The 11,675-nt window shown below is 69.6% G+C and carries 13 protein-coding genes; 3 read left to right on the forward strand and 10 right to left on the reverse strand.

Annotated elements, in window-relative coordinates:
* Together ABDW35_RS21600 and ABDW35_RS21605 are read left to right on the forward strand one after the other, a co-directional pair.
* A partial coding sequence (locus ABDW35_RS21600) for an ABC transporter ATP-binding protein (protein ID WP_343715942.1) occupies positions 1-504 on the forward strand: 504 nt, incomplete at its 5' end.
* A gap of 150 nt (positions 505-654) precedes the next feature.
* The gene (locus tag ABDW35_RS21605; RefSeq protein ID WP_343715943.1) at positions 655-1,497 is read left to right on the forward strand and encodes an endo alpha-1,4 polygalactosaminidase; all 843 of its coding nucleotides are present in this window, start codon (positions 655-657) and stop codon (positions 1,495-1,497) included.
* Between the two features lie 104 nt (positions 1,498-1,601).
* Here ABDW35_RS21605 and ABDW35_RS21610 read toward each other — a convergent pair whose 3' ends face one another.
* From ABDW35_RS21610 to ABDW35_RS21640, 7 genes are all read right to left on the reverse strand, one after another.
* Entirely contained in the window at positions 1,602-2,360 is a 759-nt protein-coding gene (locus ABDW35_RS21610; protein WP_343715944.1) for a hypothetical protein, read from the reverse strand.
* A 299-nt stretch (positions 2,361-2,659) separates the two neighbouring features.
* On the reverse strand, positions 2,660-3,205 hold the full coding sequence (locus ABDW35_RS21615; RefSeq protein WP_343715945.1) for a carboxymuconolactone decarboxylase family protein: 546 nt from the start codon (positions 3,203-3,205) through the stop codon (positions 2,660-2,662).
* 25 nt (positions 3,206-3,230) lie between these two features.
* A complete protein-coding gene (locus ABDW35_RS21620) occupies positions 3,231-3,848 on the reverse strand; it encodes a nitroreductase family protein (protein WP_343715946.1) in 618 nt (205 codons plus the stop codon).
* Positions 3,849-4,068: 220 nt separating this feature from the next.
* Positions 4,069-4,986, reverse strand: coding sequence for an NADP-dependent oxidoreductase (locus ABDW35_RS21625; RefSeq protein ID WP_343715947.1), 918 nt, complete (start codon positions 4,984-4,986; stop codon positions 4,069-4,071).
* A gap of 330 nt (positions 4,987-5,316) precedes the next feature.
* Complete coding sequence (locus ABDW35_RS21630) at positions 5,317-6,336, reverse strand: helix-turn-helix transcriptional regulator (RefSeq protein WP_343715948.1); 1,020 nt, start codon at positions 6,334-6,336, stop codon at positions 5,317-5,319.
* Between the two features lie 115 nt (positions 6,337-6,451).
* Entirely contained in the window at positions 6,452-6,865 is a 414-nt protein-coding gene (arr, locus tag ABDW35_RS21635) for an NAD(+)--rifampin ADP-ribosyltransferase (RefSeq protein ID WP_343715949.1), read from the reverse strand.
* Positions 6,866-6,939: 74 nt separating this feature from the next.
* The gene (locus tag ABDW35_RS21640; protein ID WP_343715950.1) at positions 6,940-7,332 is read right to left on the reverse strand and encodes a hypothetical protein; all 393 of its coding nucleotides are present in this window, start codon (positions 7,330-7,332) and stop codon (positions 6,940-6,942) included.
* Positions 7,333-7,474: 142 nt separating this feature from the next.
* On the opposite strand from ABDW35_RS21640, the gene ABDW35_RS21645 reads away from it, so the two are divergent.
* Positions 7,475-8,587, forward strand: a complete 1,113-nt coding sequence (locus tag ABDW35_RS21645; RefSeq protein ID WP_343715951.1) for an ABC transporter substrate-binding protein — start codon at positions 7,475-7,477, stop codon at positions 8,585-8,587.
* A 19-nt stretch (positions 8,588-8,606) separates the two neighbouring features.
* On the opposite strand, the gene ABDW35_RS21650 is transcribed toward ABDW35_RS21645, so the two are convergent.
* The 3 genes from ABDW35_RS21650 to ABDW35_RS21660 are packed head-to-tail and all read right to left on the reverse strand — an operon-like array spanning position 8,607 to position 11,608.
* Positions 8,607-9,377, reverse strand: a complete 771-nt coding sequence (locus ABDW35_RS21650) for an SDR family oxidoreductase (protein ID WP_343715952.1) — start codon at positions 9,375-9,377, stop codon at positions 8,607-8,609.
* Positions 9,378-9,396: 19 nt separating this feature from the next.
* Positions 9,397-10,716, reverse strand: coding sequence for an alpha-glucosidase/alpha-galactosidase (locus tag ABDW35_RS21655; RefSeq protein WP_343715953.1), 1,320 nt, complete (start codon positions 10,714-10,716; stop codon positions 9,397-9,399).
* A 37-nt stretch (positions 10,717-10,753) separates the two neighbouring features.
* A complete protein-coding gene (locus tag ABDW35_RS21660; protein WP_343715954.1) occupies positions 10,754-11,608 on the reverse strand; it encodes a carbohydrate ABC transporter permease in 855 nt (284 codons plus the stop codon).
* Between the last annotated feature and the right edge of the window lie 67 nt (positions 11,609-11,675).

Genomic DNA, 11,675 nt, shown 5'->3' on the forward strand with positions numbered 1-11,675 from the left:
GACCCCGACATCACCGCGATCAAATACCCGCACCAGCTCAGCGGCGGCCAGCGCCAGCGGGTCAACATCGCCCGGGCCCTGGCGGTGGAGCCGGAGATCCTGGTGGCGGACGAGCCGACCTCGATGCTCGACGTCTCGATCCGCCTCGACATCCTGCGCCTGCTGGCCGAGACCAAGGCGGCGCGCGGCCTGGCCATGCTGTACATCACCCACGACATCGCCACCGCCGCGCATGTGGCGGAGGAGGTGGTGGTGATGTTCGCCGGCCAGATGGTGGAATGGGGCGATGCCGCCGCAGTGACCGGGGCGCCGCAGCACCCCTACACAAGGCTGCTGCTGTCGGCGGTGCCCGACCCGGATGTCCGGCTGCGCGGCCAGGGCAGCCGCGCCTTCCAGGCGAAGGCCGAGGCGATCCGCGCCGCCAGCCGCCGGGCCAGCGGCGAGATCGTGGCCCTCGGCCCGAACCACTTCATGCGCGCGGTGCCGGACGCGGCGGCCGCTTGACCGCCGGGCTTCGCGCCGGCTCTTGACCCGGCGCGGAAGGATGGACATCCTACCGCCAGCCTGCCCCCAGCCGGTACCCAGCCCGGCCCCAACCACGCCAGAGCGAGCGGGCTCGAGGCGGGGACGGCAGGCTCGAGAGGTCACGACCCCATGCATGCCCTGTGGTTCCGGACGACGGCCATCGCCGTCGCCGCGGCGAGCATCCTTGCGGCCACCGCGACGAGCGCCCTCGCCTTCACCAAGCCGCCCGCCAACACGCAGTTCGACTACCAGATCGGCGGCGTCTATCCGCCGGCGGCCGGCGTCGGCATCGTCGACCGCGACCGGCTGGCGGCGCCCGCGGCGGGCAAATACAACATCTGCTACGTCAACGCCTTCCAGACCCAGCCCGACGACGCGGTGTGGTGGACCACCAACCACCCCGACCTGCTGGTGAAGAAGAACGGCAAATACGTGATCGATCCGAACTGGCCGGACGAGTACATCCTCGACACCTCGACCGCGGCCAAGCGCACGGCGCTGATGGCGATCATCGGGCCGTGGATCGACAAATGCGCGACCGACGGCTTCAAGGCGGTCGAGCCGGACAACCTCGATTCCTGGACCCGGTCGAAGAGCGTGCTGACCAAGGCCCACAACACCGCCTTCGCCAAGCTGCTGGTGCAGCGCGCCCATGCCGCCAACCTGGCCATCGCGCAGAAGAACGCCGGCGAGCTGGCGCCGATCGGCATCTCGCAGATCGGCTTCGACTTCGCCATCGTCGAGGAATGCCAGGTGTGGACGGAGTGCGACGACTTCACCGACGTCTACGGCAACCAAGTCTACGAGATCGAGTACAGCGACAACAACCGGGACGCCGACGGCAACCCGGTCGATCCGATCAGCTTCTTCAACGCCGCCTGCGCCGCGCGCGGCAGCAGGATCTCGATCATCTATCGCGACCGGGACGTCGTTCCGGCGGGCAACTCCCACTACGTCGACAAATGGTGCTGAGCGGCTGACAGGCCCGCCCTCTTCACTCTCCCCCTCCCGCAACGGGAGGGGGAGAGCGGAAGGCCGGGCCGGTTGGGAATGGCAGGGGTACGCGCCGACGGCGGTCAGCCGCCGCCCGGTTTCAGCAGCCAGGGGGCGCAGTGGAGCCGTTCGCCGGTCTCGATGTCGTACCAGCCCTGAGCCAGGATCTTGTCGCTCTGGTCGAGATGCCAGTAGCGCGCGGCGTCCGGCCCGTCCTCGGGCCACCAGGGCGCGGGGGGCTTCTCGCCGTCCTCTCCCTCCTCGGCCCGCTTCCGCCGCCCGAACCAGTCGGCGCCGGAATAGTCCGGGTTCAGCCAAGCCACATCCGGGCGGATGCGCATGTCGCGGCAGAGATGGAAGACGATCTGCTCCAGCGAATGGCCGGCGGCATCCAGGTCGGCGTCGATCTCCGGATCGTCGACCAGCCGCCGCCACATCGCCGCGATCTGCGCCTCGCACGTCTCGGCATCGAGGTTGCGGTTGGCGGCGACCGAGCAGCTGACGGCCCGGGCCACCCGATTGCGGCGCACCTCCTTCGCGGCGGCGCTGTCGCGGGCGTGGAGCGCTGCCTTCTCCGCCATCTCCTGCCGCTTGCGGGCGAAATGGAGCTTGAGCGCCAGCATGCGGCTGACGCCGCGGCCGGCACGCTCGAAGGCCAGCCCGTATTCCTTGGTCTTGGCCGCGTCATCGGCTTCCACGGCGGCCATGGTGGCCCGGTGCATCGCCTCCGCCTGCGCCATCGCCATTTCGGCCAGCCGGTCGAGCAGACCCGCCGCCTGCTCGGCATCGGCGAGGGCCGGCGCGGCGGGCTGCGGGGTCGGGACGGAGTGCGCCGTGTTCATGGAACATATCATGAACGAAAATCAAGATAGCCGCAATGAACATTGTGTTTACGGCCGGGATTGTCAGTGTCCGGCACCGCTTTCTGGAAAGAGTGAGGGGCGGAAGCCACCCGGAGCCGCAGAATGACCGTTTCCAGGAATTCGGACGTTCCAATTGCGGTGCCGACGCCAGGCAAGATGACGAAAAGCCAGACGCGTTCCCAGGATCATCCCCGGGTGCGCCTGGGCCTTGGCGTTACGAGCGGGTCACTTGAATTCTCCGAGGAACCGCGGAGATGGCCGATGCGATCAGATGGAGTTCAGACCGAACCGGCCGGTGCAACGGCAGGAAAGTCCTTCTCGGGATCGAACACGTTGTTGAAGAAGTTGGTGAGGGAGTACATGGCCACCAGCGCCACGATCTCCATGACGTTCGCATCCGCGTGGCCGGCATCGCGAACGGCCTTCAGATCGGCGTCACTGACCTTGCCACGAGTCTCGATGACTTTGCGCGCGAACTGGACGGCGGCGTCACGCTTCGCGTCGGTGGCATGGCCCTTCCGAGCGAGAATGATGTCATCGGCCGGCAGCCTGGCCATGTGCTCGGCCGTGAAGCTGTGAACCGTCAGGCAGTAGTTGCAGCCATTCACTTCGGAGACGGCGAGCCCGATGCTGTCACGGGTCTTCACGTCGAGCGCCTTGCTCAAGGCGCCGAGCAGGGCGGCCCATGCGTTGAACGCGATCGGGCTCTGGGCGAAGGTCGCCATCATGTTCGGGGTGAACCCGATATTCCTGGTGAACGCATCGAGGGTCGGTTTCGAATCGGCCGGCACCTGCTCCGGCTTCAGAGCGGCAGTTCTTGGCATCATGGCCTTCCGCAAGTTACTGGCTTTACGCGAAATTCAGTACGTCGGCCACCGGACGGCGCGGCTTCTGCGGCCAGTTGCCCGGACGCTCCGGCCCCACGGACAGCAGCATCACCGGCACTTCGTCCTCGGCCAGCTGGAACGCGCGGTGCACCGCGTCGGCATCGAAACCGATCATCGGCGTCGAACCCAGGCCCCATGAGCGGGCCGCATAGATCATCGCCGCCGCGCCGAAGGTGGCGGTGCGCACGGCTTCATCGCGCTGGCGCTGCGGGAAATCCTGGTACAGGCCGCGTGCGGGGATTTCCCAATCCGGCACCAGGTCCGCCGGCATGATGCCCGCTTCCACCACCGGGGCCAGGCGCTCCGGTATGACGCTGGAATCGGCCAGCTGGCCGCAGACGATGAAGGTCACGGCCGCTTCGGTGATGGGCGGCTGGTTCCAGGCGATCGGCTTCAGCCGGGCCTTGGCTTCGGGCGTGCGCACGGCGATGAAGCGCCAGTTCTGCAGGTGGAAGGATGTCGGCGCGGTGGTGCCGATCCGCACCAGTTCGCGGATCTGGTCGTCGCTCAAGCAGGCGGAACGGTCGTAGTACTTGGCGGCGCTGCGGCTCACAATACAATCGATGACGGCATTGGTCATGGTGCATCCGTTGGTCATGGTGATTTCTACGGGTCGAGGGAGGATCTGAAGTAAAAAGAGCGGCTCTGCTCTTCTGGAGATGCTGCCGGGATGGAGCCTGTCGCCATCCCATTCCGGGAGCCATGGATCGCTTCCCGGGCTGCCCCGGCGCGTCCAAGAGCGCGCAGCCGGCCGTTCCGGCAGCGCCGGCCGGCCGCATGCAGCGATAGGCGCGTGTCGGTTACGGACGAATGCGGATGATCGTCTTGCCCATGCGCCGCTCGGTCGGGTTGAGGGCGGCGACGGCATCGTCGAGGGTCGAGACGGTGCCGATATGCGGTCGCAGTCGTCCGTCCCGCACCCGCCGGGCGATCTCGCTCAGCTGGGCGCGATCGGCCTCGACGACGAAATCGACCCCCAGGCCGTCTGCGGGCCGCGTCTCGATCGGCCCGACGACCGACACCAGCGTTCCCCCCGCCCGGATCAGGCCCGCGGACCGCTTGCCGATGTCGCCGCCGATGACATCGAACACGAGGTCGACCGCGCCGACATCTTCCAGGACGTCGTTGCCGAGGTCGACGAACTCCTGCGCACCGAAGTCGAGCGCCATCTTTCGGTCGGCAGCGCGTCCGGTGCCGATGACGTAGGCACCGGCCTCCCGCGCGAGCTGCGTCACCATCGACCCGACCGCGCCGGCCGCGCCATGCACCAGGACGCTCTGCCCCGCCCGGAGGCGACCGTGCTCGAACAGCCCCTGCCATGCGGTCAGGCCGGAGATCGGCAGGCTCGCGCCCACCGTGAAGTCGACGTCGCCCGGCAGCGGCGCCAGGTTGCGGGCCTCGATCGCCACATATTCCGCCAGGGTGCCGTCGCGGTACCAGTCGGCGAGGCCGAACACCCGCTGACCCACCGACAGCCCCGTCGTGCCGTAGCCGAGGGCGGTGACCACTCCGGCCAGTTCGTGCCCGGGGATCGACGGTGTCCGGTCGCGGTCGAGGCGATCGGTCCAGGTCGAGGGCCACGCCAGCTCGGTCGGGACGAACCCCGATGCGTGAACCTCGACGACGACGTCGTTGATCGCCGGCTGCGGCTCGGGCCGCTCGGCCAGCGTCATCCCCGCCGTTCCCGCTGCCTGGTCCGTCACCACGATTGCCTTCATCGTCCACCTGCCTGTGCGCGATCGCGCGTCGTCTTCCGAATTCCGAAGCCACGCTGCCACCGGTGCCGGCGCGATGAAACCCGCGCCGGGCCTCGCTGGACGGGCGGACACACATTCCGGAATCCGGAGCCGCCGGTGCCAGCGATCAGCGCACCGGGCGTGCGCGAACCCCGTTCAAGGACGAGACCTGCTCGGAATTCCCAAACGCGTCATCCCCGCGAAAGCGGGGATCTCTCAACGCTTTATCCGGAAAGAGATTCCCGCTTTCGCGGGAATGACGGAAAAGGGATTGAGCACCGTTTTGAAAAGCGTCGAGGCGTGGCGCCTGACTCAAGCGCCCTTGTCTGCCTCATCGGACTTCGCGCTCTGCCGGTACTCGCTGGGATCGACGCCGTAGGCTTTGCGGAAGGCCCGCACGAAGCTCGAGCGGCTTTCATAGCCGGCGTTATAGGCCACGACATCGACGGGAGCCGACGTCGTGGTGAGCTCGAGCGCCGCCTGCCGCATCCTGAGCTCCCGGAGGACGGCCATCGGCGAGCGGTCGAAGATCTCCGAGAACCGCGCCATGAAGGCCGACCGGCTCAGGCCCGCGCTGTGCGCCAGGCTCTGGACCGTGTGAGCGGCCCCCGGACGCGCGGCCATCTCGGCGAAGGCCCGCGTGATCTGCCGGTCCGCGAGGATCGAGAACCGATCCGTCCAGCTGCGGGAGGATTTCATGGATCGCCGCACCAGGGCGACGATGACCTGTTTCAGCAGGGACGCCGTCATGGCGCCCATGCCGATCTCCTGCGCGCACAGCTCTTCGACCGCTTCGCGAAGCTTCAGGTCGATCCTGTCGGTCGGCTCGAACTTCTCGACCACGGGGTCCCGCAATTCGCGAAACAGCCCGACGGATTGCCCAAAGGACGCGTTGAAGAAGCCGCAGATCTGGATGAGCTCGGGCTGCCCGGCCGGCATCGCGATGCGCAAGACACCGTCATGCCGCTTCCAGCAATCGCGGGAGATGAGTTTCTTCGGACCGCCGGCCCCGTCGACTTCGATCGCGAACGGCGTGTTCGGAGGCTTGATGACGAGCACGTGAGGCTCAAGCGGCATCGCAGGCCCATTGCCGATCGAGATCCGCCCCCTGCCGCTGACCGTGTAATGGATCGCCGGCGCGTCGATCGTCCCCATCTCGGCGCGATGGTCGGACGGGATCAGCATCTCGGTCAGGGCGATGACATCGATCTCGAGCGCCCGCATGAGGCTGTCGAGATCGGCGGTGGAGAGCTTCGAGGCGGAGCCGGCGATCAACGAACCGGTCCGCTCCCCCTGCCCGCTTCCGGCACGCGGCTTGGCCGTGTTCTGCATAGCGACCTGCTTACAAGATCAACCCGTAAACCCGCAACGGGCCGGATGCGGACGCCGGCGGAGGCGCGGATGATGCCGCCACCCGTCAGCCTCGGCCATCGGTAGGATCCGGCGGTCAGTCGATCGCCTCGATGCCCTGCGCCCTCAGGCGCTCGATATGGTCCTTCATATCCCGCAGCCGCTCTGGGGAATGGCCCTGCCAAGCCGTCACCTCGCCCGTCACCCGAAGCGGGTCGCGCGACCGGTAGGACTGCGTCGGATTGCCGGGGAACTTCTTGTCCGTCAGGTTGGGATCGTCGACGATCGGGCCGGTCGGCTCGACGATGTAGATCCGCTCCCGCCCGTCGCCGGCGGCCAGCTCGGCGCCCCAGATGGCGGCATCCAGCGTGCCGGTGAGATAGACCCAGGACGCCTGCTTCCGCGCGCCGTAATTGGAGCTGTGGCCCGCCTTGATCAGGTCGCCCGGCCTCAGGTCGGCCCGGGTGCCGTGGTAGAATTGCCGCGGGGTCGTGCCGTCGGTCGCCGTCATCGGTTCGTCATCCTCCATCGTGCCAGGCGGGTCTGCTCGCCGCCGCCCGCCATCGGGATCAATGCTCCGGGCGGCTATCTCGTCCCGGGGCCGGGATCGTCCCGCCTGCCGGTCACCTCCTCCACGCAGGCGCTCGCCTTGGGCACGTTCCGGCCGCTGCCGTCGCTCCTCGACTGGAAGCAGGCGACGAGCTGCTCGAACGGCCCGGACGGGCAGCCGGCGTCGAGGGCGGCGCCCATCTGCTGCGTCAGCTCGTCCTGGATCGCCTGCAGGCGGCTGGCCACACCGGGATGCCCCGTCCGCTCATCCTCGGCCTCGCGCAGGATCCCGCCGAGGGCATAGGCCGTCGCGGCATCGAGCACCGCCCGGTAGCAGACATCCGGCAGCCGGGCCTGGTTGGCCTGGAGAGCCCCCGCCCAGAGCACGATCGCTCCCGCCAGCGCCAGCACCCTTCCCGCTCGTTGCATGCGTTGCCCCTCCTCGCCGCCCATCGGCCCGGCCACCGTCCCACATCGTCGCCGCGGGGTCACGGCGCTTCCGGCACCCCTGACGCCCGCCCCGCGATCCGCGCATACTGCGGCCGGATCGCCATAGGAAAGTCGCCACGGCATGACCACGCCACCATCGCCGTCCGCAGCGGCGCGGGCGGACGGCCCCGCCATCCGCATCGGCGCCCTGGCCCCGCTCACCCCACCCGGCTGGGTCGCGGCGGGCCGGCACCTGCTGGCCGGGCTCGAGCTCGCCGTCCACGACGTCAACGGCGCCGGCGGGATCGCCGGGCGGCCGCTCGAGCTGGTGGTCCGCGACACCGCGGCCGATCCACAGAAAGCCGCGGCGGCCGTCGAGGAGCTGGCCCGGCTGGGCGGGGCGGGCTTGGCGGGGGAGTATCACAGCGTCGTCGCCCGCGCCGCCGCGGCCCGGGCCGACGCCCTCGGCCTGCCGTTCCTCTGCTCGTCGGCGGTGCTCGACGCCCTCACCGACCAGCCGACCGACCGGGTCGCGCGCCTCGCCCCGGCGCAGTCCCGCGGCTGGCGGATCTATGCGGAGTTCCTGCTCGGCGCCGGCCACCGCCGGATCGCCGTCGCGGCGCAGCCGAGCGTGTACTGGGCCGCCGGGACCCGCATCCTGCGGGACCACCTCGCCCCGCGCGGCGGCAGCGTCGTCGAGCTCGATGCGGGCTCGCTCGCCCCCGCGGCGCTGTGCGACGCGCTCGCCGGCAGCGGCGCGACGGCCCTGCTGCTCCTGGCCGGCGACCCGGAGCCGGCGGTGCCGATCGCCCGCGCCGTCCGCCGCGACCCGCGCCTGGCCGGGATCCTGATCGGGGCGCCGGCCGGGCAGCCGGAATTCGCCGAATGGGCGGCGCTGCCGGGCGGCGACGGCACAGCGATCCCGTTCCTGCGCTACCGGCCCGAGCGCCTCGGCCCGCTCGGCGCCCGGGTCGAGGCGGCGCTGCGCGAACGGCTGGGCGAGGCGCCGTCCTTCGTCGCCCTTGAGGGCTACGACACGGTGGCCGTCCTGGCCGACATGCTGCGGGCCCGTGGCGCGGACCGGGCGGCGCTGGCCGGCGCCTGGCCGGAGGTCGCGGTCGAGGGCACGCGCGGGCCGATCCGGTTCTCCCGCGTGCCGGGCATCGGCGTCTGGCAATGGGCCTGGCCGCCGATCCAGGTGGTCGACCGGGATCCGGCGGCCCCCGACCGCTTCCGCATCCTGCACGCGGGCTGAGGGAGCCGCCCGCCCCGCTTCAGCCCGGCCGCAGGCGGAAGTCGTGGCCTTCCGGCAGGGTCTGGCCGCCATCGACCACGATGGTGGTGCCGGTGATGTAGGCGGCGTCGTCCGAGGCCAGGAAAGCCACCGCCGCCGCCACGTCCTGCGGCGTGCCGAGCCGGCCCAGCGGCACCGCCTGCTCCATCATGGCGATGAATTCGGCGCTGCGGTGCTGCTGCATGCCCTCGGTCAGGATGTTCCCCGGCTCGACCCCGTTGACGGTGATGCCGTAGCCGGAGAACTCCAGCGCCGCGGATTTCAGGAAGCCGTTGATGCCGGCCTTGGTCGCGGCGTAGTGGCCGTGGCCCGGGCTGGTGACGCGCGGCCCGGTGATCGAGGAGGTGAAGATCATCCGCCCCCCTCCTCCCGCCCGCATCGCCGGCAGCGCCGCCCGCGCGGCGAGATAGGTGCCGCGCAGATTGACCGCCATCACCCGGTCCCACTCCTCGGGCTCGATGTCCTCGATCAGCGTCCAGGGATAGATCGCGGCGTTCTGCACCAGGATGTCGAGCCGGCCGAAGCCGTCGACCGCCGCCGCCACGGTGGCGTCGGCATGGTCCTTGCGGCTGATGTCGGTGGCGACGAAGCGGCCGCCCAGCCGCTCCGCCGTCGCCATGCCCGCCGCGGCCTCGGTGTCGCCGATCACCACTTGCGCGCCGTCCGCCGCCAGCCTTTCGGCGATCGCGGCGCCGATGCCCCGCGCCGCGCCGATCACAATGGCAACACGCCCTTCCAGTCTTCCCGGCATTCCCGGTTTCCTTCGCTTCTCAGTGATAGCGCGGCAGCAGGTCGCCATGCGCCTCGATCAGATCGTCCACCAGGCGCCAGATCTCGTCGAGCGACAGTTCGGCCGCCGTGTGCGGGTCCAGCATCGCGGCGTGGCGGATGGCGTCCTTGCGCTGGGTCAGCGCCGCCTCGACCACCAGCTGCTGGACGTTGATCGACAGGCGCATGATGCCGGCCAGATGCGCCGGAATGCGGCCGATGCGGATCGGCTGCACGCCGTTGCGGTCGACATGGCACGGCACCTCGACCACCGCGGCGTCCGGCAGGTCGGCGATCAGCCCGTCATTGCGGACATTGCCGTAGATCAGATTGTGCCGGCCGGTGACCACGGCGTGGACGATGCCGGCGGCGTATTCGTTGCTGCGACGGACCGGGATCGGGCTGTCATCCGCCTCCAGCCCGGCGCGCAGCGCGTGCCATTCCCGGATCAGCTCCTCGCAGCGCCGCGGATACTCGTCCAGCGGCACCTCGTACTTCGCCAGCAGGTCGTCGCGGCCGGCCTTGATGAACCAGGGGTTGTATTCGGCGAAATGGATGCTGGATTCGGTGACGAAATGCCCGGTCCGGCGCAGCATGTCGAAGCGCACCGCCTCGCCCGCCGGCACCGCCCCGGCCTCGGCCAGCGCCTTCAGCCGGGGGTACAGGTCCTCGCGCCCGCCATCCGGCAGCCGCTTCTCGAATTTCAGGAAATAGGCGACGTGGTTGATGCCGGCGCAGAGATAGTCGAGGGTTTCCGGCGCCTCGCCCAGCCAGCGCGCCATGTCGCCCGACGTCTCCTGCACGCTGTGGCACAGCCCGACCGAGCGGATGTCGGGCGCCGCCTCGGCGATCGCCCAGCAGTTCATCGCCATCGGGTTGACGTAGTTCATCAGCAGCGCGTTCGGGCACACCACGCGCATGTCCTCGCAGATCTCCAGCAGCACCGGGATGGTGCGCAGGCCGCGGAAGATGCCGCCGATGCCCAGCGTGTCGCCGATGGTCTGGCGCAGGCCGTAGCGCTTCGGGATCTCGAAATCCGCCACCGTCGCCGGGCGATAGCCGCCGACCTGCATCATCAGGATGACGAAATCGGCCCCCGCCATGGCCTGGCGCCGGTCCAGCGAGGCCTCGACCCGGAGATTGTCCAGCCCCAGCGCGGCGCCGATGCGGCGGGCGACGATGGCGGAGGTGTTCAGCCGCTCGCCGTCGATGTCGTGCAGGGCGACGACGCTGTCGGCCAGGTCCGGCTGGCTGAGGATGTCGCCGATGATCGACTGGGCGAAGACGGTGCTGCCCGCACCGATGAGGCAGATCTTGGCCATGACAGGTCTTTCTTGGAAACGGTCGGTTCGGTTGGGGTCACTTGAGGCCGGACAGCGCCATGCCTTCGATGAAGTGCCGCTGGGCCAGGCTGAAGGCGATCAGGATCGGCGCGATGCTGACCAGCACGGCGGCCATCATCACGGTCCATTGCGCGGCGTATTGCTGCTGCATCAGCGCCAGCCCGACCGGCAGCGTCGTCTTCTCCAGGTCGCTGGGCAGGTAGATCAGGGCGCTGAACAGGTCGTTCCAGGACGACAGGAAAGCGAAGATCGCCAGCGCCGCCAGGGCCGGCCGGGCCAGCGGCAGGTAGATCCGCCACCAGATGGTCAGCAGCGACGCGCCGTCCATCCGCGCGGCCTCCGCCAGCTCGATCGGGATGGTCAGGAAGTACTGGCGCAGCAGGAAGCAGCCGAAGGCGCCACCCAGGAAGCTGGGCAGGTACAGGGGCGCCTGGGTGCCGTACAGGCCGAGGGCCTTGAAGATGACGAATTGCGGGATCGCCGCCATCTGCGCCGGGATCATCAGCGTCACCAAGAGGGCCACGAACAGCACCTGCCGGCCGGGGAAGCGGACCACGGCGAAGACGAAGGCGCCCATCGAGCAGGTCAGCAGCTGGCCGATGGTGGAGATCGCGGCCACGGTCAGGCTGTTCCACAACAGGCCGCCGAAGGGCAGGATCCGCCAGATCGTCGCGTAGTTCTGCAGGGTCGGGTCCGGCGGGATCAGGTCGCGGCCGAACTGGTCGGCCGGCAGCTTCAGCGAGGTCGCCAGCATCCAGGCGAAGGGCGCGACCATGACCACGGCGCCGGCGATCAGCAGCGCATAGGCCAGAGCGTCGACGCCGAGGCGCAGGGTGCGCGTCCGGGGCCGTGGGCGGGGGATCGCGGGCATCGACGCGTCCATCACTGCGCCCCCCAGCGCTTCTGCAGCCGGAAATAACACAGCGTCAGCACCAGGA

Origin of the sequence: Inquilinus sp., assembly GCF_039594555.1 — a bacterium.
In the GTDB taxonomy this organism is placed as follows: domain Bacteria; phylum Pseudomonadota; class Alphaproteobacteria; order DSM-16000; family Inquilinaceae; genus Inquilinus.

Excerpts from the sequence above, each read along its gene's own strand:
- ABDW35_RS21640 (WP_343715950.1), bottom strand. The coding sequence starts at position 7,332 with ATGCAACGAGCGGGAAGGGTGCTGGCGCTGGCGGGAGCGATCGTGCTC.
- ABDW35_RS21615 (WP_343715945.1), bottom strand. The coding sequence starts at position 3,205 with ATGCCAAGAACTGCCGCTCTGAAGCCGGAGCAGGTGCCGGCCGATTCG.
- ABDW35_RS21660 (WP_343715954.1), bottom strand. The coding sequence starts at position 11,608 with ATGCCCGCGATCCCCCGCCCACGGCCCCGGACGCGCACCCTGCGCCTC.
- ABDW35_RS21625 (WP_343715947.1), bottom strand. The coding sequence starts at position 4,986 with ATGAAGGCAATCGTGGTGACGGACCAGGCAGCGGGAACGGCGGGGATG.
- arr (WP_343715949.1), bottom strand. The coding sequence starts at position 6,865 with ATGACGGCGACCGACGGCACGACCCCGCGGCAATTCTACCACGGCACC.
- ABDW35_RS21610 (WP_343715944.1), bottom strand. The coding sequence starts at position 2,360 with ATGAACACGGCGCACTCCGTCCCGACCCCGCAGCCCGCCGCGCCGGCC.
- ABDW35_RS21655 (WP_343715953.1), bottom strand. The coding sequence starts at position 10,716 with ATGGCCAAGATCTGCCTCATCGGTGCGGGCAGCACCGTCTTCGCCCAG.
- ABDW35_RS21630 (WP_343715948.1), bottom strand. The coding sequence starts at position 6,336 with ATGCAGAACACGGCCAAGCCGCGTGCCGGAAGCGGGCAGGGGGAGCGG.
- ABDW35_RS21605 (WP_343715943.1), top strand. The coding sequence starts at position 655 with ATGCATGCCCTGTGGTTCCGGACGACGGCCATCGCCGTCGCCGCGGCG.
- ABDW35_RS21645 (WP_343715951.1), top strand. The coding sequence starts at position 7,475 with ATGACCACGCCACCATCGCCGTCCGCAGCGGCGCGGGCGGACGGCCCC.
- ABDW35_RS21620 (WP_343715946.1), bottom strand. The coding sequence starts at position 3,848 with ATGACCAATGCCGTCATCGATTGTATTGTGAGCCGCAGCGCCGCCAAG.
- ABDW35_RS21650 (WP_343715952.1), bottom strand. The coding sequence starts at position 9,377 with ATGCCGGGAAGACTGGAAGGGCGTGTTGCCATTGTGATCGGCGCGGCG.